Here is a 22,514-nt window from a genome sequence, read left to right as displayed (position 1 = left end):
CATGCCGCCGACCGTATTTATCGTCTCGGACGGGACCGGCATCACTGCCGAAACGTTTGCGCATTCCATTCTGTCGCAGTTCGACCTCAAGTTCCGGCTGGTCCGGGTACCGTTCGTCGACTCGTATGACAAGGCCTATTCGACGGCCGAAAAAATCAACGCGGCCGCGATGCAGGAACAACGGCGCCCGATCGTGTTCACGACGCTGGTCGACTCCGGCTCGAACGAAATCCTCAAGGGCACGCAGGCGCTCGTGATGGACATGTTCCAGAGTTTCATCGAGCCGCTCGAGCTCGAGCTCGATAGCAAATCGAACCATGCGCTGGGCCGCGGACACGGCAACGCCGATACCGAGGAATACAAGAACCGGATCGAGGCGATCAACTTCTCGCTCGCGCACGACGACGGCCAGTCCAATCCGAGCATGGACGAGGCGGATGTGATCCTGTGCGGCGTCTCGCGCAGTGGCAAGACGCCGACGAGCCTCTACCTGGCCATGCAGTACGGCGTGAAAGCGGCAAACTACCCGCTGATCCCCGAGGACTTCGAGCGTGGCAAGCTGCCCACCCCCCTGCTCCAGCATCGCAGCAAGCTGTTTGGGCTGACGATCGACCCCACACGGCTCTCCGAGATTCGCAACGAGCGGCGCCCGGGCAGCAAGTATGCAGCGCCCGAGAATTGCCGTTACGAAGTCAACGAGGCCGAGGCGATGATGCGGCGCGAGGGGATCAAGTGGCTGTCGTCGACGCACAAGTCGATCGAGGAGATCGCGACGACGGTGCTACAGGAAATCAAGCTGGATCGGGCTGCTTATTGATGTCGCCGGCATAGGCCGGCGCGGAAAACAAAATGTAGTATCGACAGGCGACAGGCGAACGCAGCATTCCTTGCCTCGTCCGCCTCCGTCAACGGCGCGCCGCGCGGCGCTGCCGCCCCTGCTCGAACAGGCAGATCGCCGCGGCGGCGGCGACGTTCAACGACTCCATGCCGCCGGGCTGAGGAATCGTGACGCGCAAATGGTCGACCTCGCGCCACGCGGACGATACCCCGCCGCCCTCATTGCCGAATATCCAGGCAAGCGGTCCGCTCAAATCAGTCGCATCAATTGCCTGCGCGCCGTGAGAGTCGGTCAATGCCAAAGGCACGCGAAGCCGCGCAAGCAGGTCCACGGCTTCGACATGTTCATGGATTCGCAGATGCCAGTGCGCACCCATGCCCGAGCGCAATACCTTGGAAGACCACGCGTAGGCCGTGCCGGTCGCGCAAAACACATCGCGCACCCCTGCCGCCGCAGCGCTGCGCAGGATCGAACCGACATTGCCGGCATCCTGCAGACCATCGAGGATCACGCAGTCGTGTTCGATCGTCGGCGGCACGGGCGGTGTTTCGCGATCGAGCAGCAACAGCAGGCCCACGCCGCTGACGACCGTCGAGACCTGCTTGAACAAGGCGTCCGGCAGCATGACGATGCGCTCGGAGGCGATCCGCTCGAGCACCTGTCGCGTTTCGACATCGTCAAGTGCGCTTTCGCTGATGACACATTGCCGAGGCACACCGCCCGCATCGAGAAACGAGCCGGCCAGGTGAATCCCTTCGGCAAGCACGAAATCGGCCCTGCGCTGCTGTGAGGTCGATGCCGACAGTGCGTGCAAACGCTTGACGAGCGGATTGTCGCGCGAGGTGACGGTCTTCATCGCGAGTCCGCCGCGAACATGCCGCCGCGCAACAGGACTCCACCCTTGTTCAACACCTCATCGAGCATCGGGCGATTGCGAAAATCTTCAATCGTGATGCCGAACCGCATGCAAGCGAGACGCACCGGCTCGAACGAACGGCGATGGTGGAGGCAAGGGCCGTGCGCCTCGAGCGCGGCAAGATGTTGAGGCGTGCCGTAGCCCGCATGGGCATCAAAACCATACTGCGGATGCTCACCATGCAGATCGACGAGCATGCGATCACGCGTGACTTTCGCCAGAATCGACGCAGCCGAGATCAGCGGTACGGTCGCATCTCCCCCAATCACCGCTTCCGAGCGCACCGGCAGCACAGGGCAGCGATTGCCGTCGACCTTGACGAGACCGGGTGCAATCCCGAGGCCCGCAACTGCACGCTGCATCGCAAGCATCGTCGCATGGAGGATATTGAGTCGGTCGATCTCCTCGACCGAGGCCGAGGCGACACAGAAGGTCAGCGCACGCGAGACGATCTTCTCGAACAGCTCTTCACGCCGCTTCGGGGACAGGAGCTTCGAATCGGCCAGGCCACGAATGCCGGGTTTCGACGCATCGAAGATCACCGCCGCGGCGACGACCGGCCCTGCGAGCGGGCCCCGACCGGCCTCATCGACACCGCACAGCAAGGCCGACGGATCATCGAAGTCGAGGGCCTCCTGAGCAGCGGCTTGAGAAGAGGCTGGAGAATCAGCGCCTGCGCGCGAACGAGTGGCCATCAGCGTCTGCCTCGCTGCGGATGCTGGGCAATCACTTCAGCGATCGTTGTGGCCGCGCTTTCCGCCGTATTGCGTCGCAGGGTTTCATGCATTCGTATGAAAATCTCGACGAGTTCGGCCCGATGCGCTTCATTGTTCAATTGTTCGAGCATGGCATCCGCGAGTGCCACCGGCGTGGCGTCTTCCTGGAGCAGTTCGGGTACGACGAACCGCCGTTCAAGTATATTCGGCAAACCGACCCACGGCAGATATCCCTGCCTGCGCATGATCTCACCTGTCAGCCAGGGCACCTTGTACGAAATGACCATTGGCTTCTTGTACAAGGCCGCTTCGAGCGTCGAGGTGCCGCTCTTGATCAGCATCGCATCTGACGCTTCGAGCACGCCGTGCGAATCGCCGTCGACAATCGTCAGCGGCAAGCGCGGGTGGGCGGCAAGCATCGGCTGAAGCAGTTCGCGCACCACTGGCGAGGCGGCCGGCAGCACGAAGCGCACATCGGGTTCTCGTTCGTGGATCAAGTCGATCGCCGCCAAGAACAAGGGGCCGATCAATGCGATCTCCGAGCGGCGCGAGCCGGGCATCACGCCGATGATCCTGCCTTCGCGCGGCAGGCCGAGACGCGAGCGCGCGGCAGCCGGATCGGGGACCATCGGAATGGTGTCGGCGAGCGGATGACCGACGTAACTCGCGGGCACGCCGGCCTTCTCGTAGATCTCGGTCTCGAACGGAAATACGCAGAGCATATGGTCGACCGCGCGCGCGATCTTCTTGATGCGCCCCCCTCGCCACGCCCAGATCGACGGGCTCACAAAATGGATAGACGGGATACCCGCCTTGCGCAGCGGCTCTTCGAGCCCGAAATTGAAATCGGGGGCATCGACCCCGACAAAGGCCGAAGGCGGATCGGCGAGCAATTCGCGCTTGAGCGCGTTGCGGATGCCGAGGATTTCGGGAATATGGCGCAGCGCCTCGACGTAACCGCGAACCGACAGTTTCTCCATCGGCCACTTGGCGTCGAAGCCGGTCGCGATCATGCGCGGACCGCCGATGCCGAAATACGCAGTGCCGCTCGGCAGCTGCCGATGCAAGCCGCCGAGCAGCGCGCCCGCAAGCAAGTCGCCGGAGGCTTCGCCGGCAACCATGGCTACGCGCAGTGACATGGCCGGCTCAGCGGATGATGCCGCGTGTCGAGGCGTCGACGAAGTCCGTCAGCGCCTTCACATGCTTGTCGCCGTCGCCGCCCTGATGCTGGAGCTCGCGCAACTGGACCTTGGCTTCGTCGAGCGTCAGGCCGTTCTTGTAGAGCACGCGGTAAGCGGTACGCAGCGCCGAGATCGCTTCGGCCGAAAAGCCGCGGCGGCGCAGGCCTTCGACATTGATGCCATGCGGCTCGGCCTTGTTGCCCGCCGCGATCACGAACGGCGGAATATCCTGCACGAGCGCCGATGCGCCACCGAGGAAGGAACTCGCACCGATCCGCACGAACTGGTGCACACCCGACATGCCGCCGATGATCGCATGATCGCCGATCTGCACATGGCCGGCGAGCTGCGCATTGGACGACATCACGATATTGCTGCCGAGATAGCAATCGTGGCCGATATGCACATACGCCATGATCCAGTTGTCGTCGCCGATCGTCGTCACGCCCGCGTCCTGGACCGTGCCGGTATGGATCGTCGTGAATTCGCGAATCGTGTTGCGATCGCCGATCACGAGCTTCGTCGGCTCGCCACGGTATTTCATGTCCTGCGGGCGGCCGCCGATCGAGGCGAAATGGCCGATCACATTGCCCTCGCCGATCGTCGTATGACCTTCGACGACCGTGTGCGAACCAATCGTCGTACCCGCACCGATCGTCACGTGCGCACCGACGAGCGCATACGGCGCGATCTCGGCCGTCTCGTGGATCTGCGCCCCGGGCTCGATGACCGCGGTGGGGTGAATCTTGCTCATTTCTGTGCGTCCTCACCCATGCGTTTGACGGTGCACATCAGGTCCGCCTCCGCGGCGACCACACCCTCGACTTCGGCACGCGCCTTGAATTTCCAGATCCCGCGCATATAGCGCTCGAACGTGACATTCAGGATCATCTGGTCGCCCGGCTCGACCACTCGCTTGAAGCGCGCGCCATCGATGCCGACGAAGTAGTAGAGCGTGTTCTCGTCGTGCTGCTCCTCGGCGAACGTCAGCAGCGCGGCCGACTGCGCGAGCGATTCGAGGATCAGCACGCCGGGCATCACCGGACGTTTCGGGAAATGTCCCTGGAAGAACGGCTCGTTGATCGAAACGTTCTTGAGCGCCTTGATGCGCTTGTGCGGCTCGAGCTCGAGCACCCGGTCCACCAGCAGGATCGGGTAGCGATGCGGCAGCAGGTCGAGGATCTTGTGAATATCCAGGGTAATCGGCGTTTGGCTCATATTGTCTGATGCGCTCATTCAGGCACATCCTTTGATTGGAGATTGGCTTCAAGCGCCTTGATACGATCGCGTAGCTTGTGAAGATTGCGAAGCAACGCGGCACTGCGGTTCCAGTCGCCGTGCTCGACGGCCGGAAATGCGCTCGTGTAGATGCCGGGTTTCAGGAGCGACTTCGATACACCGGACTTGCCGGTCACGGTCACATGGTCGGCGAGCTTCAGATGACCTGCCATCCCGACCGCGCCGCCGATCATGCAATGGCGCCCGATTGTCGTACTGCCCGCGATTCCCGTACATCCGGCAATTACCGTATACGCCCCGATGCGCACGTTGTGAGCGACCTGGACCAGATTGTCCAGCTTGGCGCCCTGTTCGATCACCGTATCGGCCATGGCGCCGCGGTCGATCGCCGTGTTCGCGCCGATTTCCACATCCGCGCCGATTCTCACTCCGCCGACCTGGGGAATCTTGACCCATTCGCCGGTGCGTTGCTCACCTTCGCCGACAAAGTCCGGCGCGAAGCCGAAACCATCCGAGCCGATCACCGCGCCAGAGGCCACGATCACGCGCTCGCCGATCGTGCAGCCGTGATAGATCGTCACACGCGGGTGCAGCCGGCCACCGGCGCCGATCTTCGTGCCACGGCCGACGAAACCGTGCGCGTCGATCCGCACGTTCTCACCGATCTCCGCTCCCGCCTCGATCACCACATAGGGACCAATGATCGCGGACGCCGCGACCCGCGCGGTCGAATCGATCACTGCGGTCGGGTGAATATTGCTCTCGACGGGCGGCTCGAGGGCCGCGAGGAACACCTGCGCGACCCGCGCGAAATACGCATACGGGTTCGGCGTGACGATAAACGCATGCTGCGCAAGCACATTGCCGCGGCCCTTGAGTTCGGCGACCGCTTCGTCGGTGATCAGCACCGCGCCTGCGCGTGTCGACTCGACCTGCTGCAAATATTTGGGATTGGCGAGAAAGGCGAGCTGTTCGGGGCCCGCCTGGTCGAGCGGCGCAAAACTGCTCACTCGCCGCGTGGGGTCGCCTTCGATACGGCCGCCAAAGCGCGCGGCCAGTTGCTCGAGTGTGAATGACATGCTGTCACCGTGTGAAACGCCGATGCCAAAATGATGAAAACCGGGCGCGCGAACCTTCGCGTGCCCGGTTTCCTCCGGCATCAGCCTGTTACTGGGATCCCGAAGCGCCGGCCGGCGCGGATGCGCTGGCGCCGAGCACCTTGATCACTTGGTCCGTGATGTCGATGCGCGGGCTCACATAGACCGCTTCCTGCAGGATCAGGTCATAGTGCTCCTGCTCGGCGATCGCCTTGATCACCTTGTTCGCGCGATCGAGTACGGCGGCAAGCTCTTCATTGCGCCGTTGGTTCAGGTCTTCGCGAAATTCGCGCTGCTTGCGCTGGAAGTCCGCATCAAGCTGCGCGAGCTGGCTTTGCTTGAGCGAACGATCGGCGGTCGACATCGCTGGACCGCTCTTGTCCAGCTGGTCGGACATCGTCTTGAGCTTGGCCGCCATGTCCTGCAGATCGTGGTCCCGCTTCGAGAACTCCTGCTCGAGCTTGGCCTGGGCAGCCTTTGCCGGCCCCGACTCGCGCAGGATACGCTCCGAGTTGACGACGGCGATACGCGTGGCCGGCAGCGGTGCCGTCGTCTGCGCCTGCGCATGCATCTCACCGATGCCGCACAGCGCCGCGACCGCAAACCAACGCAGGCAATGCTGTTTAAACGCTTTCATGTGCTAGATCGACCTCGCGACGTTGAACCGGTGCTCAGAACGCTGTACCGATCTGGAACTGGAATTTTTGATACTGGTCGCCCACATGCTTGACTACCGGGAAGCCCATGCTCAGCTTGAGTGGGCCGATCGGCGAAATCCACGCAAGGCCTACACCGTAGCCATAACGCAGCCCGTTGCCACCCGAATCGCCACTCACCGAGCCGCTGGCCCACACGTTACCCATATCGAGGAACGTGAACACGCGCAGCGTACGGTCGTAGCCGCTGCCTGGCAGCGGTAGCGTGAGTTCGATATTGCCGACCACCATCTTCGAACCGCCGATCGGGTCGCCGGTCGTCGGATCGCGCGGACCCGGCGAACTCGGCTCGTAGCCCCGGACGGAGCCGATACCACCCGCGTAGTAGTTCTTGAAAATCGGGAACGGCCCGCTGCCGATCGCGTTGCCGTAGCCGACCTGCCCATTCAAACCGAGAATGAAACCGCGCGCGAACGAATAGTAATACTGCTGCTGGAGGTCGAGCTTGTAGTACGTCGTATTGCCCAGCGGCGTGCCAAGTTCGGCGTTGATCCGCGACAGATAGCCCTTGCTCGGGATCAGCGAGCTGTCCCGTGCGTCGCGTGACCAACCGGCCGTCACAGGGACGTTGTTGACCGACGTGCCGACACCCCCTGTACGACGCGAATTGGGATCGGCGGGGTTACTCAGCGGACCATAGATGTAGTTGAGGTAGGTCTCCGGCGTGAACGCGTCCGTCTGAAACCGGTCGTTTTCGAAGCCGATGCCGAAGAACACGGTGTCGACTTCGGAGAACGGAATCCCGAACTTGAGGTCACCCCCCGCGCTGATGATCGTGAACGTACTGTTGGTCGAATAGTACAGCGGCTGGTAGGTACGGTAGAACGCGTCGGTGATCCGCTGGATGCCGTCGACCGTGAAGTACGGGTCGACCTGCGTCACCGTCAGGGTCCGGTAGGCCTTGGCCGTATTCACGTTGACCGACAGGCTGGTACCCGAACCGAACACATTGTCCTGCGACACGCCTGCCGACAGGATCACCTTGTCGGTCGACGAGAAGCCCGCGCCGAGCTGGATCGAGCCGGTCGGCTTCTCGGTCACCTTGACGTCGACATCGACCTGATCGGGTGTGCCTTCGACCGGCGACGTGTTGACCTGGACATCCGTGAAGTAGCCGAGCCGGTTCAGGCGGTCCTTCGAAACCTTGAGACGCTCGCCGTCGAACCACGAGCTTTCGAACTGGCGCATTTCGCGACGGATCACTTCGTCGCGCGTCTTGTTGTTGCCCGTGATGTTGATATGGCGCACATACACGCGGCGGCCCGGCGCAACGTTGAGGTTCAGGTTGACCGTATGGTTCTTCTGGTCGATCTGCGGCTGCGCATTGACGTTCGCAAACGCATAGCCGTAATCGCCGAGGCGATCGACCATCGCCTTGGTCGACGCGGTGAGCTTCGCCGCCGAGAAGCGGTCGCCGACCTTCAGCGTGATGAGTTTCTGGAGCTCTTCCGTGCGGTTCAGCGTGTCGCCCGATACCGAAATACCCGTGATCGTGTACGGATCGCCTTCATGCACCGACACCGTCAGGTACATGTCCTTCTTGTCCGGCGAGATCGACACCTGGGTCGATTCGATATTGAATTCGAGGTAGCCGCGGTCAAGATAGTAGGACCGGATGTTCTCGAGGTCGCCCGTGAGCTTTTCCTTCGAATACAGGTCGTTCTTCGTGTACCAGGAGAACCAGTTCGGGGTCGACAACTGCATCTGGTCTTCTAGCGTACTCGCCGAGAAGACCTTGTTGCCGATGAAGTTGACCTGGCGGATCTTCGCGCTCGGCCCTTCGATCACCGAGAACAGGATCGAGACGCGGTTGCGGTCGACCGGCGTGACGGTGGTCGTCACCTCGGCTGCATAGTATCCCCGCGTCAGGTATTGTCGCTTCAGTTCCTGTTCCGACTTGTCGACGAGGCTTTTGTCATAGAAACGACCATCCGAGAGCCCGACCGAGGCGAGCGCCTTGCTCAGTGCGTCCTTCTCGAATTCGTGGGTGCCCGCGAAATCGATCGACGCGATCGCCGGGCGCTCGAGCACCTGGACCACGACCACGCCGGAGCCTTGCGTGCCCACTTTCACGTCGTTGAAGAAGCCGGTCGCATAGAGCGCGCGGATCGCTTCAGTCCCCTTGTCATCCGTAAACGTGTCGCCCTGCTTGATCGGCAGATAGGCGAACACCGTGCCCGGCTCGACGCGCTGCAGGCCCTCGATACGGATGTCCTTGACGACGAACGAAGTAACAGCGTGGCTCGCCACGCTATAGGCGGCAACGGCCGCGACCACGACTGACTTACGAACGAAGCGATGAGGTTCGAACAACGTGTATCCCCAGGAATTTTTAGCTATGTGGTGTCGCGGCGTTACGCGGCAAATGCGTCCCTCCAGCAAGGACGCCGCAGCGCGGATTCGGGAACCGGGCGATGTGCACTTTCAGGAGTGAATCAAACGTGCCAGATCGTTGAACAGCGCGATCGCCGATAACACGAGAATGCAGACAATGCCCGCGCGCTGCAGAATCATCTGCCAGCGTTCGGGTACTGCCTTGCCGGTCACGGCTTCGACCGAATAATATAACAGATGCCCCCCGTCCAATATCGGAATTGGCAACAGGTTCAGCACACCAAGGCTGATGCTGACCAATGCGAGAAACGAAATAAAGCTCGCCAGACCCAGGCTGGCACTCCTGCCGGCATAGTCGGCGATCGTCACCGGCCCCGACAGATTCTTCAGCGAAGCCTCGCCGACGATCATCTTGCCGAACATGCGGACCGAAAATGCCGAGATGTCCCACGTGCGCCGCACCCCGAGACGCAAGGCTTCCACGGGATCGTAGCGAACTTCGACGGTCGGCATCTGGCCCCCGAGCGCGGCACCAATACGCCCGACCGTTTTCTGCACCCCTTCGACCTCGACGCTCGCCGGCTTCGCGAGCACGGGCACCGTCAACAACTGGCCAGCGCGATCGATCTGCAGCGCGAGCGTCTGTCCCGGACGCGACTGGACCTGTGTAATGAAATCGTTCACGTCGGTCACAGTGTGCCCGTCGATGCCGACGAGCTTGTCGCCCTCGCGCAGCCCCGCTGCGGCGGCCGGCGTGCCGGGCTCGACTGTCTCGACGATCGCCTTGACCCCGCCCGGCATGAAGCCCAGCCGGTCAAGCAGATTATCGTCGACCTCACTCGCCTGGACATGCGAGAGGTCGACCGGAATCTCGAAAGTTTGCTTACCACTCGTTGCACGAACCACCAGATGGCGATGGGCGAGCGCAGCGTCGACGAGTTTCCAGCGCAAGTCGCCCCACGAGCGCACGGCTTGCTCCTTGCCGTCGTCCGGGTCGCGCAGCGACACGACGGTCTCACCGCCGACGAAGCCCGCGCGCGCGGCGACCGTGCCCACGGCGGGGGCGCCGAGCTGCGCGACGGGCTCCTTGACGCCAGTCGCATAGAGCGCGCCAAACAGCACGATCGCCAACAGGAAGTTCGCAAGCGGCCCAGCGAGGACGATCGCGAAGCGGCGGCCGACCGACTTGCGGTTGAACGCGAACGGCAGGTCCTCGGGGGCAATCGTCCGTTCGGACTCTCGTTCGTCGAGCATCTTCACATAGCCGCCGAGCGGAATCGGCGCGACCGACCACTCCGTGCCCGACTTGCTGCGCCAGCTGAACAGCGGCTGGCCGAAGCCGATCGAGAAGCGCAGCACCTTCACGCCGCACAGCCGGGCGACCGAATAGTGGCCGTACTCGTGGACCACGACCAGCACGCCGATCGCGACCGCGAAGGAAAGTACCGCTATCAGAAAGCTCATCAGCGGACCGTCGCTGCAACGCGACGCGGCTTATGCTGCGCTGCGCCGAGCAGCTCGAGCGCAAGCGCGCGCGCTTCGCGGTCGATCTCGAGCACGTCGTCGAGCGAACGCACAGCGCGATGTTCGATGCGATCGAGCACGCCTGCGACGACGTCGGCAATCGAGGTGTAGCGCGTGCGTCCCGCGAGGAAGGCCTCGACCGCGACCTCGTTGGCCGCATTGAGGGCCGCACTCGCCGTACCGCCTTGCCGCAATGCGGCAAAAGCGAGACCGAGACACGGGAAACGCGCCTCGTCAGGCTTCTCGAACGTCAGCGTGGCGATTGCCGCGAGGTCGAGCGGCTGCACGCCCGCCTCGACACGATCGGGATAAGCAAGCGCATGCGCAATCGGCGTGCGCATGTCGGGATTGCCTAGTTGTGCGAGCACCGAGCCGTCCTTGTAGGCGACCATCGAATGGATCACGCTCTGCGGATGGATCAGCACCTCGATGCGCTCGGCCGGCAAACCGAACAACCAGTGCGCCTCGATGACTTCAAGGCCCTTGTTCATCATCGTCGCGGAGTCGACCGAAATCTTGCGGCCCATCGACCAGTTCGGATGCTTGACGGCCTGCTCGGGCGTGATGTCACCGAGCGTGGCGGGGTCGCGCGTGCGGAACGGTCCGCCCGAGGCGGTCAGGATGATCTTGTCGACCCCGCCGTGCACGCCCGAACCCGCCTTGTGCGGCGGCAGGCACTGGTAGATCGCATTGTGTTCGGAGTCGAGTGGCAGGAGCGTGGCGTGATGCTCACAGACCGCGTCGAGAAACAGCGCGCCCGACATCACCAGCGCTTCCTTGTTCGCGAGCAGGATCGTCTTGCCCGCACGCGCGGCGGCCAGCGTCGGGGCAAGCCCGGCAGCGCCGACGATCGCGGCGACCACGGTGTCGGCACCCGTATGTTCGGCAACGTCGACAAGCGCCGCGGGGCCGTGCCCGACCCGCGTCGCGCTGCCGGCCTCGCGCAGGCGCGCTTCCAGCGCGCGCGCGCCTTCAGGCGTGCCGACGACGGCCCACTCGGGCTTGAACTGAACGCACTGTTCAGCGAGCTTTTCGTGGTTGGTGTGCGCGGTCAGCGCGAAGATCGAGAACCGATCAGGATGGCGCGCGACGACGTCCAGCGTACTGGCGCCGATCGAGCCCGTGGAACCCAGCAGTGTCAAACTTTTCATTGCCATCCCCAGCCGCTCATGTCAGCAGAAGCATTGCGAGCGGCAGTACGGGCAGCATCGCGTCGATGCGGTCCAGTACACCACCGTGCCCCGGCAGCAGATTGCTGGAGTCCTTGACCCCCGCCTGCCGCTTGAGTAACGATTCGAACAGGTCGCCGAGGACGCTGAATGCGACCAGGCATGCGACCCACACCAACATCCTGGCGGTGCCGTACAAGGCGGCATCGACCGTGAAGAAATTCGGCTGCAGTTGCTTTGCGTGAAGCAGCAACGCCGCCACCACGACCGTCAGCACGAGACCGCCCACCGCGCCTTCCCAGGTCTTGCCCGGGCTGATCCCCGGCGCCAGCTTGTGCCTGCCGAACGCCTTGCCCGCGAAATAGGCGCCGATATCGGCCAGCCAGACGATCAGCATCAGCGACAACACAAAGACTACGCCGATTGTGCGCGCCTGGACCACGGCATGCCAGGCCGCGTACAGCACGACCACGCCCGCGGCCAGCAGGAAGATGCGCCATGCACCCGCGCCCAGCACCGGCTTGCGAATCAGCGCGAACGGCGCAGCCACGATCCAGAAGATCGCCGCGGCCGCGTTGAGACCCGGCACATTCAGGCCAAGCGCCGCGGTCACCCCGATCAGCACGGCGCCGACGCACACCGCATAGAGCAGCGGGCCGAGCGAGGTGAAGCCGAGCAGGCGCGCCCATTCCCATGCCCCGAAGACGACCGCGAAAGCCATCATTGCCGCGAACCCGGCCACGGGCGCAAACAAGGTAACCGGCACCAGCACGGCCAGGAGGATCACTGCGGTGATCACACGCGTTTTCAGCATCGGGCTTGGTGGGGCTCAGTAAGAAAGAGTATCCGCGGCGTTGCGGGGTAACGCCTTCTCATCGACCTGGGCACTCGTGCGGCCAAAGCGCCGTTCGCGTGTCTGGTATGAAGCGATCGCCGTATCAAGGGCGGCGGCGTCGAAGTCGGGCCAGAACAAATCGGTGAAATAGAGCTCAGTATAGGCAAGCTGCCACAGCAGGAAATTGCTGATGCGCTGCTCGCCACCGGTCCGGATGAACAGGTCGGGCTCGGGAGCGTAGGCCATCGCAAGATGGCGCGAGAACGTGGCCTCGTCGATCGGCTCGTCGGTCTCGCCCACCGCGGCGCGCTCGGCATTGAGCCGCGAGATCGCCTGAAGGATGTCCCAGCGGCCGCCGTAGTTGGCCGCGATGGTCAGCGTCAGGCGCTGGTTTTTTGCCGTCTTCGTCTCGGCACGCTGGACGAGTTCGCGCACGCGAGGCTCGAACATCGAGAGGTCGCCGACCACGCGCATACGGATGCCGTTCGCGTGCATCTTGCCGACCTCGCGCTCGAGCGCCGTCACGAACAGGCGCATCAGGAACGACACCTCTTCGTGAGGGCGACGCCAGTTTTCCGAGCTGAACGCGAACAGCGTCAGGAATTCGACGCCGCGTCGCGCACACGCCTCGACAATCTCGCGCACTGCCTCGACACCCTTCGTATGGCCGGCCACGCGCGGCAGGCGCCGCGCCGTGGCCCAGCGGCCGTTGCCATCCATGATGACGGCCACATGCCGCGGCACGGCCGCCGCGTCAGGAACGCGCACAGTGGAACTGGTGTAGGTCATAGTCGCCCGTATAGACCGAGAGAACCGCAGGCTCAACTCAGGACGGCCTATACCGTCATGATCTCGCCTTCCTTCGTTTGGACGAGTTTGTCGATTTCGGCGACGAACTTATCGGTGAGCTTCTGCACGTCATCCTGCGCGCGGCGCTCGTCGTCCTCCGAGACTTCCTTGTCCTTGACCAGCTTCTTGAGCTGCTCGTTCGCATCACGGCGCAGATTGCGCACCGATACCTTCGCGTCTTCGGCCTCGGTCTTCACGACCTTGACGAGCTCGCGGCGGCGTTCTTCGGTCAGCGCGGGCATCGGCACACGGATCACGTCGCCGTTGGTCGCCGGGTTCAGGCCGAGATCCGACTCGCGGATCGCCTTTTCGACGGCCTGCACCATCTTCTTTTCCCAGGGCTGCACGCCGATCGTGCGCGAATCGATGAGCGTCAGGTTCGCGACCTGCGAGATCGGCACGTTCGAGCCGTAGTAGTCAACCTGAATATGATCGAGCAGACCCGTGTGGGCACGGCCCGTACGGATCTTCGCCAGATCGTTTCTGAACGCTTCGATCGATTTCTGCATCTTCTGATCGGCGCTTTTCTTGATATCTGCGGTACTCATAGTTATCTCCACATACCAAATATCGATGCTAACCCGCGATCTTACACGTGCACCAGCGTGCCTTCGTCTTCCCCGGCGACAATCCGCTTCAGGGCGCCCGGTTTGTTGATCGAGAACACGCGAATCGGCAGTTTCTGGTCGCGGCACAGTGCGAACGCCGTGGCGTCCATCACCTGCAGGTTTCGGGTGATCGCCTCGTCGAAGGAGATCGTTGAATAGCGCGTCGCGGACGGGTCCTTCTTCGGGTCGGCCGAATAGACGCCGTCGACCTTGGTCGCCTTGAGCACGACCTCGGCACCCACCTCGGCGCCACGCAGGGCGGCCGCCGTATCGGTGGTGAAGAAGGGGTTGCCCGTGCCGGCCGCGAAGATCACGACGCGCCCTTCTTCGAGCTGGCGAATCGCACGCGGGCGGATATAGGGCTCGACGATCTGGTCCATGCGCAGCGCGGATTGAACGCGCGCCTCGATGCCCGCATGGCGCATGGCATCCTGAAGCGCGAGCGCATTCATCATCGTTGCCAGCATCCCCATGTAGTCGGCTGTCGCGCGATCCATCCCGGCCGCCCCGCCGGCCATGCCACGGAAGATGTTGCCGCCGCCGATCACGACGGCCAGTTGGGTACCCAGACGCACGACCTCGGCCATGTCGGCCACCATGCGTTCAATGGTCTGGCGATTGATGCCGAATGCATCGTCGCCCATCAATGCTTCGCCGGAGAGTTTGAGGAGGATGCGTTTGTAGGCTGTTGGCATGAGGATGTCCGATGGGCGTCGAGGGATCTTGAACTCAGTCAGGCAAGCCGTTCAACAACACAAAACTGTAGAAGTGAATCGTCATGCCGGGCAAGCGTACGACCCGGTAGGGTCACGACTTGCGGACTCGCCCACCCCGTGGTTGACACGGGGCGGGCGTGGCGGGCCACCCCAACCCCGGCGAGGCGGGCGGCCCGGCTGACCGCGAGGCGTCAGCCCTTCGTTGCTGCGGCGACCTGCGCGGCGACTTCCGCCGCGAAATCGTCCTGACGCTTCTCGATGCCTTCGCCGACCACGAACAGCGTGAACGCGTTGACCTTGGCGCCAGCAGTCTTCAAAACCTGCTCGACCGTTTCCTTGTCGTTGCGAACGAACGGCTGGTTCAGCAGCGACACTTCCTTCAGGTACTTCTGCACACTGCCTTCGACCATCTTTGCAACGATCTCGGCAGGCTTGCCGGACTCAGCGGCCTTCTGCTCGGCGATGCTGCGTTCCTTCTGGATCAGGTCGGCCGGCACGTCGGCGCTCGACACCGAGACGGGCTTCATCGCCGCGATATGCATCGCGACATCCTTGCCGGTCTGTACGTCGCCACCCGTGAAATCGACCATCACGCCGATGCGGGTGCCATGCAGATAAGTCGCGATAGTGCCGGCCGTTTCGTAACGCACGAAGCGGCGGATCGAGACGTTTTCACCGATCTTGCCGACCAGCGCGAGGCGCACGGCGTCGACCGTCGCGCTTTCGAGCGGCAGCGCGCCGAGTGCCGCGACGTCGGCCGGGTTCTTCTTGGCGATCACTTCAGCGACGCCGTTCGCGAACGCGAGGAAGTCGTCGTTCTTCGCAACGAAGTCGGTTTCGCAGTTCAGCTCGACGAGCACGCCGACCTTGCCGTCCACATACTGGGCGACGATGCCTTCGGCCGTCACACGCGAGGCTGCCTTGCTGGCCTTGTTACCGAGCTTCACACGCAGGATCTCTTCAGCGCGGGCCAGATCGCCTTCGGCCTCGGTCAGCGCCTTCTTGCATTCCATCATCGGCGCGTCGGTCTTCGCGCGCAGTTCGCCCACCAGGGCTGCGGTAATTGCCGCCATCGATTGCTCCTAATAGCTGGATTTCACGTTCCCGCCCGGCCTCGGCCGGTCAGGACATATTCGGTGCTGCCTGTATCCGCTAGTGCACCGCGGACTTGCCTTGCAGTTGCTACCTGCCATAACCGTTGCTGGAATCTGCAACCGGATGCCAGTCGCACCATCCGTCACAGTCTAAAAAAAGGGGGCCAACAGCCCCCTCGTTTCTCAGACCGGTCTTGTGCGCCGGCTTGCCCGCTAGATTCAGCCTTCGTTGACTTCGACGAACTCGTCGCCGTCTTCGCCATTGCCGCGGGCGGTTTCGACGACATCCTTGACGGCGTTCGCACGGCCTTCAAGGATCGCGTCGGCGATGCCGCGTGCGTACAGCATGACAGCCTTGCTCGCGTCGTCGTTACCCGGGATCACGTAGTCCACGCCTTCGGGCGAGTGGTTCGTATCGACCACGGCGATGACCGGCACGCCGAGCTTGTTCGCTTCTGTGAGGGCGATCTTGTGGTAGCCGACGTCGATCACGAAGATCGCATCCGGAATCCCGCCCATGTCCTTCACGCCGCCGATCGACTTCTCGAGCTTGGTCATCTCGCGATCGAACATCAGCGCTTCTTTCTTGCTCATGCGTTCGGTTTCGCCGGCTTCGAGCGCAACCTGCATGTCCTTGAGCTTCTTGATCGACGACTTCAGCGTCTTGAAGTTCGTCAGCATGCCGCCGAGCCAACGCGTGTTCACGTAAGGCATGCCGGCACGGCCTGCTTCAGCGGCGATCGTATCGCGCGACTGACGCTTCGTGCCGACCATCAGAATCGTGCCGCGGTTCGCTGCCAGTTGACGCACATACTTCAGTGCGTCGTTGTACATCGGCAGCGTCTTTTCGAGGTTGATAATGTGAATCTTGTTGCGGTGACCGAAAATGAACGGGGCCATCTTCGGGTTCCAGAAGCGGGTCTGGTGACCAAAGTGGACACCGGCTTCCAGCATTTCACGCATCGTTACTGCTGCCATTCGAATTCTCCGAAAGGGTTTGGGTCAGAAGCCGGCTGCGACATCCGCGGACCCTTGCTCCACCTTCCCGCGCTGATTCGCGCAGCGATTCGGGAGGAGACAGGCCGCGACGGACACCCTGGGTGCACCGGCTCGGATTTTTAAAACAAAGTCCAGCTTTGTAATTCTTACCACTTCCGCTCGCCTGCCTGTCCGCTTGATGGCTGCCTGTCACCGGTCTTTTCCAGCGACCGAAGCTGAAGATTCGGGAAGTTCGAATAGCAACCGCGGCGAATCCACAAGACGAATACAGCGAAAAACGAGCAGAGAATGTTTTCCTTACGAAGCTAGCCCGAGAGTATAGCATCGGCGCGTTCCGCCTCTCAAGCCGGATAGGGGTGAAAAATCGTGATGCATGGTGCGATAATCGACTCCATCACGAATTCCGCCGGACTGCCCGGGCTGCCATGACCGCCACTCCCAAAACCGCCGCCGATATCGAGAAGATGCGTGTCGCCTGCCGCCTCGGCGCAGAAGTCCTCGACTACATCACGCCCTTCGTCAAGCCTGGCGTCACCACCGGCGAGCTCGATCGCCTGTGCCACGAATACATGACCCATGTCCAGCAGACCGTGCCCGCGCCGCTGAACTACCAGCCGCCGGGCTATCCGCCGTTCCCGAAGGCGATCTGCACCTCGGTCAACGACGTGATCTGCCACGGGATTCCGGGCGACAAGGTGCTCAAGAACGGCGATATCGTCAATCTCGACATCACCGTCATCAAGGACGGCTACTACGGCGACACGAGCCGCATGTTCATCGCCGGCGAAGGCTCGATCCTCGCGAAGCGCCTGGTCCAGACCACCTTCGAATGCATGTGGGTCGGCATCGCCCAGGTCCGCGCCGGCGCCCACCTCGGCGACATCGGCCATGCGATCCAGAAGCATGCCGAAGCGCAGAACTTTTCGGTGGTGCGCGAATACTGCGGTCATGGCATCGGCACGGTGTTTCACGAAGAGCCGCAAGTGCTTCACTACGGCAGAGCGGGCACCGGCATGGTACTCGAGGCCGGCATGATCTTCACGATCGAGCCGATGATCAATGCCGGCAAGCGCGACATCCGGACCATGCCTGACCATTGGACGGTCAAGACACGCGACCGCAGCCTCTCGGCCCAATGGGAGCACACCGTGCTCGTCACGGAGACGGGCTACGATGTCCTGACGCTGTCGGCGGGCGTACAGGCCCGGCCCGAACACGTTCTCGCGGCCGCCACAGCGTGAACGCCTCGCTCGCACCAAACTCATCGCCGCTGCATGCCGCGCCCGACACCGCGGCGATGCGCGCCGAGCTGAAGACGGCGAAAGCCCGGCTCATCGAAGCGTTCGCAGCCAAGGGCCATCTCGATGCGCTCACGCACGGCCTGGCCCGGGAGGTCGACCGCACGCTCGCTTGCGCATGGCAAGGCTGCGCGCTGCCGAGCACGGCCGCGCTGGTCGCCGTCGGCGGATATGGCCGCGGCGAGCTTGCGCCGTTCTCGGACATCGACATCCTCGTGCTGCTGCAGGACGCACCCGATCGCGAGGAAGAACTCCGCATCGAACGTTTCATCGGCATGGCCTGGGATCTCGGCCTCGACATCGGCAGCAGCGTGCGCACCGTCGAGCAATGCCTCGACGAAGCGGCCAACGACGTCACCGTGCACACTTCCCTGCTCGAATCGCGCCGCGTCGCGGGTGACGCCGGGCTATACGACCGTTTTTCGGCACGCTTTCGCGAAGCGCTCGACCCGCGCGCCTTCTTCACGGCCAAGCTGCTCGAAATGCGGCAGCGCCATGCGAAGTACCAGGATTCGCCTTACAGCCTCGAGCCGAACTGCAAAGAAAGCCCGGGCGGCCTGCGCGACCTCCAGTTGATCATCTGGATCACGCGCGCCGCCGGTTTCGGTGGCAGCTGGAGTGAACTCGAGAGCCGCGGGCTGATCACCGAGCGCGAAGCACGCGAGCTGAGCCGCAACGAGACCTTCCTCAAGCGCCTGCGCACCAACCTCCATATTCTCGCGGGGCGGCGCCAGGACATTCTCGTATTCGACCTGCAGACTGCGCTCGCCGAACAGCTCGGCTTCAGGGTCAAGCCTGCCAAGCGCGTCAGCGAGCAGATGATGCGTCACTACTACTGGGCGGCCAAGGCCGTGACTCAGCTGTCGACGATCCTGCTGCAGAACATCGAAGCCCAGCTGTTTCCGTCGACAAGCGGAATCACGCGCGTGTTCTCCGAGCACTTCGTTGAAAAGCAGGGGATGATCGAGATCGTCAATGACGATGTCTTCATTCGCGAGCCGAATACCATCCTCGAACCGTTCCTGCTTTACGAACAGTTGCCTGGCATCAAGGGCCTGTCGGCCCGCACGCTGCGCGCGCTCTACAACGCGCGCGACAAGATGGACGTCCATTGGCGCCGCGACCCGGTCAACCGCAAGCTGTTCCTGCAAATTCTCAAGCAGCCAGCCGGGGTCACCCATGCGCTGCGGCTGCTGAACCAGACGAGCGTGCTCGGCCGATACCTGCTGAATTTCAGGCGCATCGTCGGCCAGATGCAGCACGACCTTTATCACGTCTATACGGTCGACCAGCACATCTTGATGGTGCTGCGCAATATGCGCCGCTTCGCGGTAACCGAGCATGCGCATGAGTATCCGTTTTGCAGTCAGCTGATCACGAATTTCGAGCGTCCCTGGGTTCTCTATGTCGCGGCGCTGTTCCACGATATCGCCAAGGGTCGTGGCGGTGACCACTCGACGCTCGGCATGGCGGATGCGCGGCGATTTTGCCGCGATCACGGCATCGACGAGGAAGATACCGCGCTGATCGTCTGGCTGGTCCAGCATCACCTGACGATGAGCCAGGTCGCGCAGAAGCAGGACATGAGCGACCCGGAAATCATCAAGCGCTTCGCGGACCTCGTGCGCAATGAGCGCCGGCTGACCGCGCTCTACCTGCTGACGGTAGCCGACATCCGCGGTACGAGTCCGAAGGTCTGGAATGCGTGGAAGGGCAAGCTGCTCGAAGACTTGTACCGGATCACCCTCGACGTGCTCGGCGGCGCGCAGCACGACCCCCATGCGGCGCTCCAGTCGCGCAAGGAGGAGGCGCTTTCGCTACTGCGGCTCGAGGCCGTGCCCGAAGGCGCACATCGCGAGCTGTGGAACCAGCTCGACGTGGCCTACTTCCTGCGCCAGGATGCGGCCGATATCGCATGGCAGACGCGTGAACTGGTGCATCATGTCAATGCGCCGACGCCGGTCGTCCGCGCGCGGCCCGGGGCGATCAGCAACAGTCTGCAGGTGCTCGTCTATGTGAAGGACCGGCCCGATCTGTTCGCGGCGATCTGCAGCTATTTCGACCGTAGCGGGCTCTCAGTGCTCGATGCGCAGATCAACACGACACGCCACGGCTTCGCGCTCGACAACTTCCTCGTCGAGCACAGCGATCCCGAGATGCATGCGCGCGATATCGCGAATCTTGTCGAACGGCAAATCAGCGAAGCGCTCGCCCAAGCCGCGACGACCCTGCCCGAGCCGTCGAAGGGGCGGCTCTCGCGGCTCTCGCGGTCGTTTCCCGCCACACCTCGGGTCGACCTGCGGGCCGACGATCGCGGGCAGTACTACATTCTGTCGGTCTCGGCGAACGACCGGCCCGGCCTGCTCTACTCGATCGCGCGCGTGCTCGCCGAGCACCGGATCGGGCTGCACGCCGCACGCATCAATACACTGGGCGAGCGCGTCGAGGACGTGTTCCTGCTACATAGCAGCGCGCTCAACGATAACAAGCTGCAAATCAGGCTCGAGACGGAGATGCTCAAGGCCATCGCGGTTTGACGAGATTGCCGAGGCCGGGTCTTTATGGGGACCCGGGCCGTGTAATACCCTATCTATGGCGCCGCGCGCAATGCGCGGGCCGATCTTGAAGACTGCTCATGCGTGAAAAACTGACCGCGAAACATCCGCGGACCACCGATGCGCGCCGCGCACCGGTTCGCCCGGGTGCACCGCGCAAGCCCCTGCCGGACGGACCGGCGACAAGCGATGCGCCGCGCGCCAAGCGTGCGGACGCTGGCGCGGGCGGCCCACGCAAACCGAGGGCCGATGGCGATGCGCCACGTGCACCTCGCGCTAACTTCGACGCACCGCGCAAGCCGCGCGCCGATGGTGACGCGCCACGTGCACCCCGTTCCAACTTCGATGGTCCGCGCAAGCCGCGCCCCGATGGTGACGCGCCACGTGCACCCCGTTCCAACTTCGATGGTCCGCGCAAGCCGCGCCCCGATGGTGACGCGCCACGTGTACCCCGTTCCAACTTCGATGGTCCGCGCAAGCCGCGCCCCGATGGTGACGCGCCGCGTGCACCCCGTTCCAACTTCGATGGCCCGCGCAAGCCGCGCCCCGATGGTGACGCGCCGCGCACACCCCGTACCAACTTCGATGGCCCGCGCAAGCCGCGCGCCGATGGTGACGCCCCGCGTGCACCCCGTACCAACTTCGATGGCCCGCGCAAGCCGCGCCCCGATGGTGACGCGCCACGTGCGCCTCGCTCCCACTTCGATGGTCCGCGTAAGCCGCGTGCCGATGGTGATGTCCCTCGTGCACCTCGTGGCAATTTCGATTCCCCGCGCGGGCCGCGTCCGGGTGGCGATGCGCGGCGTCCCGCAGGCGATGCGGCACCTCGACGCACGGTGACCAACACTTCCGGCGCCCCGCAGCGCTCGCACGTGCCCCAGTCGCGCAGCGAAACGCCGCGCAAACGCGAGCCTCGCGAACGTACCGCTGCCCCCACCGAGCAGGCGCCCCGTGCCCATGCCGCGCCGCGCGACGAAAACGCCGATGAGACGGGTATGCTGCGCCTCTCGAAGCGTATGTCCGAACTCGGACTCTGCTCCCGCCGCGAAGCAGATGAATGGATCGAAAAGGGTTGGGTACGCGTCGACAGCGTAACGATCGACACGCTCGGCACCAAGGTCCGCCCCGACCAGAAGATCGAGATCCTGCCAATCGCCCGCGCCCATCAGGCGCAGCAGGTGACCATCCTGATCAACAAGCCGGTCGGCTATGTATCGGGTCAGCCCGAAGACGACTACCAGCCCGCCGTCGTGCTCGTCACCCCTGACAATCATTGGGAAGACGACGACTCGGGCATCGCATTCCAGCACGTCCATCTGCGCTCGCTCGCGCCCGCCGGCCGTCTCGATATCGACTCGACCGGCCTGCTCGTGATGACGCAGGATGGCCGCGTCGCGCGCCAGTTGATCGGCGAGGATTCGGAAGTGGACAAGGAATATCTGGTTCGCGTGAATTACAACGGCATCACGGAAAACGTGCAGTCGCAGTTTCCGGCCGAACGCATAAAACTGCTGTGCCACGGCCTGTCGCTCGACGACCAGCCGCTGCGGCCGGCCGTCGTCGAATGGCAGAACCCCGAGCAATTGCGCTTCGTCTTGCGCGAGGGAAAGAAACGTCAGATCCGCCGCATGTGCGAACTCGTCGGCCTCGAAGTCGTCGGTCTCAAGCGGATCCGCATCGGCACCGTAATGCTCGGCGCGCTGCCACAGGGCAAGTGGCGCTATCTGCGGGTCGGCGAAACATTCGTCAAGCTCGACTGAAGGAATACCTCACGAGTATCGGCTCCTGCATGGTTGCCGATACTCTCCATCGATAGTCATATACGTGGGG

20 protein-coding genes are annotated in these 22,514 nt (G+C 63.3%); 4 read left to right on the top strand and 16 right to left on the bottom strand.

What is annotated here, in order from left to right:
* The first annotated feature begins 1 nt into the window (after position 1).
* Positions 2-817, top strand: a complete 816-nt coding sequence (ppsR, locus tag HV670_RS18690) for a posphoenolpyruvate synthetase regulatory kinase/phosphorylase PpsR (RefSeq protein ID WP_175106322.1) — start codon at positions 2-4, stop codon at positions 815-817.
* Between the two features lie 88 nt (positions 818-905).
* Here the strand turns inward: ppsR and HV670_RS18685 are convergent, their stop codons facing one another.
* The 16 genes from HV670_RS18685 to rpsB all read right to left on the bottom strand — a co-directional run bounded on the left by HV670_RS18685 (position 906) and on the right by rpsB (position 16,810).
* Positions 906-1,694, bottom strand: a complete 789-nt coding sequence (locus HV670_RS18685) for a TrmH family RNA methyltransferase (RefSeq protein WP_175106320.1) — start codon at positions 1,692-1,694, stop codon at positions 906-908.
* On the bottom strand, positions 1,691-2,449 hold the full coding sequence (gene rnhB / locus HV670_RS18680; RefSeq protein ID WP_175106318.1) for a ribonuclease HII: 759 nt from the start codon (positions 2,447-2,449) through the stop codon (positions 1,691-1,693). Before rnhB ends, HV670_RS18685 begins: the two co-directional genes overlap by 4 nt.
* Positions 2,449-3,609: a lipid-A-disaccharide synthase gene (gene lpxB, locus HV670_RS18675; protein ID WP_175106316.1), complete on the bottom strand. Its 1,161-nt coding sequence runs from the start codon at positions 3,607-3,609 to the stop codon at positions 2,449-2,451. Before lpxB ends, rnhB begins: the two co-directional genes overlap by 1 nt.
* 7 nt (positions 3,610-3,616) lie before the next feature.
* Positions 3,617-4,405, bottom strand: coding sequence for an acyl-ACP--UDP-N-acetylglucosamine O-acyltransferase (lpxA, locus tag HV670_RS18670; protein ID WP_175106315.1), 789 nt, complete (start codon positions 4,403-4,405; stop codon positions 3,617-3,619).
* Positions 4,402-4,869 (bottom strand): 3-hydroxyacyl-ACP dehydratase FabZ, encoded by a 468-nt coding sequence (gene fabZ, locus HV670_RS18665; RefSeq protein WP_175106364.1) that lies wholly within the window; start codon positions 4,867-4,869, stop codon positions 4,402-4,404. The genes lpxA and fabZ overlap by 4 nt, the downstream gene beginning before the upstream one ends.
* A 14-nt stretch (positions 4,870-4,883) precedes the next feature.
* Positions 4,884-5,969 (bottom strand): UDP-3-O-(3-hydroxymyristoyl)glucosamine N-acyltransferase, encoded by a 1,086-nt coding sequence (lpxD, locus tag HV670_RS18660; RefSeq protein ID WP_175106314.1) that lies wholly within the window; start codon positions 5,967-5,969, stop codon positions 4,884-4,886.
* Between the two features lie 88 nt (positions 5,970-6,057).
* Entirely contained in the window at positions 6,058-6,558 is a 501-nt protein-coding gene (locus HV670_RS18655) for an OmpH/Skp family outer membrane protein (protein WP_175106363.1), read from the bottom strand.
* 100 nt (positions 6,559-6,658) lie between these two features.
* Positions 6,659-9,016: an outer membrane protein assembly factor BamA gene (gene bamA, locus HV670_RS18650; RefSeq protein ID WP_175106313.1), complete on the bottom strand. Its 2,358-nt coding sequence runs from the start codon at positions 9,014-9,016 to the stop codon at positions 6,659-6,661.
* A 111-nt stretch (positions 9,017-9,127) separates the two neighbouring features.
* On the bottom strand, positions 9,128-10,501 hold the full coding sequence (rseP, locus tag HV670_RS18645; protein WP_175106311.1) for an RIP metalloprotease RseP: 1,374 nt from the start codon (positions 10,499-10,501) through the stop codon (positions 9,128-9,130).
* Positions 10,501-11,712 (bottom strand): 1-deoxy-D-xylulose-5-phosphate reductoisomerase, encoded by a 1,212-nt coding sequence (ispC, locus tag HV670_RS18640; RefSeq protein WP_175106310.1) that lies wholly within the window; start codon positions 11,710-11,712, stop codon positions 10,501-10,503. The genes rseP and ispC overlap by 1 nt, the downstream gene beginning before the upstream one ends.
* A 16-nt stretch (positions 11,713-11,728) precedes the next feature.
* A complete protein-coding gene (locus HV670_RS18635) occupies positions 11,729-12,544 on the bottom strand; it encodes a phosphatidate cytidylyltransferase (RefSeq protein ID WP_175106308.1) in 816 nt (271 codons plus the stop codon).
* Between the two features lie 15 nt (positions 12,545-12,559).
* Positions 12,560-13,354, bottom strand: coding sequence for a polyprenyl diphosphate synthase (gene uppS / locus HV670_RS18630; RefSeq protein WP_175106307.1), 795 nt, complete (start codon positions 13,352-13,354; stop codon positions 12,560-12,562).
* Between the two features lie 47 nt (positions 13,355-13,401).
* Positions 13,402-13,962, bottom strand: coding sequence for a ribosome recycling factor (frr, locus tag HV670_RS18625; protein WP_175106306.1), 561 nt, complete (start codon positions 13,960-13,962; stop codon positions 13,402-13,404).
* 41 nt (positions 13,963-14,003) lie between these two features.
* Positions 14,004-14,717, bottom strand: coding sequence for a UMP kinase (gene pyrH / locus HV670_RS18620; protein ID WP_175106304.1), 714 nt, complete (start codon positions 14,715-14,717; stop codon positions 14,004-14,006).
* 212 nt (positions 14,718-14,929) lie between these two features.
* Positions 14,930-15,811 (bottom strand): translation elongation factor Ts, encoded by an 882-nt coding sequence (tsf, locus tag HV670_RS18615; RefSeq protein ID WP_175106302.1) that lies wholly within the window; start codon positions 15,809-15,811, stop codon positions 14,930-14,932.
* A gap of 240 nt (positions 15,812-16,051) precedes the next feature.
* Entirely contained in the window at positions 16,052-16,810 is a 759-nt protein-coding gene (rpsB, locus tag HV670_RS18610; RefSeq protein WP_175106301.1) for a 30S ribosomal protein S2, read from the bottom strand.
* 446 nt (positions 16,811-17,256) lie between these two features.
* On the opposite strand from rpsB, the gene map reads away from it, so the two are divergent.
* The 3 genes from map (at position 17,257) to HV670_RS18595 (ending at position 22,444) form a co-directional block, all read left to right on the top strand.
* Positions 17,257-18,072, top strand: a complete 816-nt coding sequence (map, locus tag HV670_RS18605) for a type I methionyl aminopeptidase (protein WP_175106300.1) — start codon at positions 17,257-17,259, stop codon at positions 18,070-18,072.
* Positions 18,073-18,101: 29 nt separating this feature from the next.
* Positions 18,102-20,666 (top strand): [protein-PII] uridylyltransferase, encoded by a 2,565-nt coding sequence (locus HV670_RS18600; protein ID WP_281362423.1) that lies wholly within the window; start codon positions 18,102-18,104, stop codon positions 20,664-20,666.
* 98 nt (positions 20,667-20,764) lie between these two features.
* Positions 20,765-22,444 (top strand): pseudouridine synthase, encoded by a 1,680-nt coding sequence (locus HV670_RS18595; protein ID WP_175106296.1) that lies wholly within the window; start codon positions 20,765-20,767, stop codon positions 22,442-22,444.
* Positions 22,445-22,514 lie beyond the last annotated feature (70 nt).

The organism is Pararobbsia alpina (genome assembly GCF_902859895.1).
GTDB classification, from domain to species: Bacteria; Pseudomonadota; Gammaproteobacteria; order Burkholderiales; family Burkholderiaceae; genus Pararobbsia; species Pararobbsia alpina.
Note: the sequence above shows the minus strand (reverse complement) of the source record. Positions and strands in the feature narration are given on the sequence as shown.

Coding starts and splice junctions, on each gene's coding strand:
- pyrH (WP_175106304.1), bottom strand. CDS start 14,717: ATGCCAACAGCCTACAAACGCATCCTCCTCAAACTCTCCGGCGAAGCA.
- rseP (WP_175106311.1), bottom strand. CDS start 10,501: ATGAGCTTTCTGATAGCGGTACTTTCCTTCGCGGTCGCGATCGGCGTG.
- rnhB (WP_175106318.1), bottom strand. CDS start 2,449: ATGGCCACTCGTTCGCGCGCAGGCGCTGATTCTCCAGCCTCTTCTCAA.
- HV670_RS18595 (WP_175106296.1), top strand. CDS start 20,765: ATGCGTGAAAAACTGACCGCGAAACATCCGCGGACCACCGATGCGCGC.
- HV670_RS18635 (WP_175106308.1), bottom strand. CDS start 12,544: ATGCTGAAAACGCGTGTGATCACCGCAGTGATCCTCCTGGCCGTGCTG.
- map (WP_175106300.1), top strand. CDS start 17,257: ATGACCGCCACTCCCAAAACCGCCGCCGATATCGAGAAGATGCGTGTC.
- rpsB (WP_175106301.1), bottom strand. CDS start 16,810: ATGGCAGCAGTAACGATGCGTGAAATGCTGGAAGCCGGTGTCCACTTT.
- lpxB (WP_175106316.1), bottom strand. CDS start 3,609: ATGTCACTGCGCGTAGCCATGGTTGCCGGCGAAGCCTCCGGCGACTTG.
- ispC (WP_175106310.1), bottom strand. CDS start 11,712: ATGAAAAGTTTGACACTGCTGGGTTCCACGGGCTCGATCGGCGCCAGT.
- frr (WP_175106306.1), bottom strand. CDS start 13,962: ATGAGTACCGCAGATATCAAGAAAAGCGCCGATCAGAAGATGCAGAAA.
- ppsR (WP_175106322.1), top strand. CDS start 2: ATGCCGCCGACCGTATTTATCGTCTCGGACGGGACCGGCATCACTGCC.
- lpxD (WP_175106314.1), bottom strand. CDS start 5,969: ATGTCATTCACACTCGAGCAACTGGCCGCGCGCTTTGGCGGCCGTATC.
- HV670_RS18655 (WP_175106363.1), bottom strand. CDS start 6,558: ATGCATGCGCAGGCGCAGACGACGGCACCGCTGCCGGCCACGCGTATC.
- lpxA (WP_175106315.1), bottom strand. CDS start 4,405: ATGAGCAAGATTCACCCCACCGCGGTCATCGAGCCCGGGGCGCAGATC.
- uppS (WP_175106307.1), bottom strand. CDS start 13,354: ATGACCTACACCAGTTCCACTGTGCGCGTTCCTGACGCGGCGGCCGTG.
- fabZ (WP_175106364.1), bottom strand. CDS start 4,869: ATGAGCCAAACGCCGATTACCCTGGATATTCACAAGATCCTCGACCTG.
- tsf (WP_175106302.1), bottom strand. CDS start 15,811: ATGGCGGCAATTACCGCAGCCCTGGTGGGCGAACTGCGCGCGAAGACC.
- HV670_RS18685 (WP_175106320.1), bottom strand. CDS start 1,694: ATGAAGACCGTCACCTCGCGCGACAATCCGCTCGTCAAGCGTTTGCAC.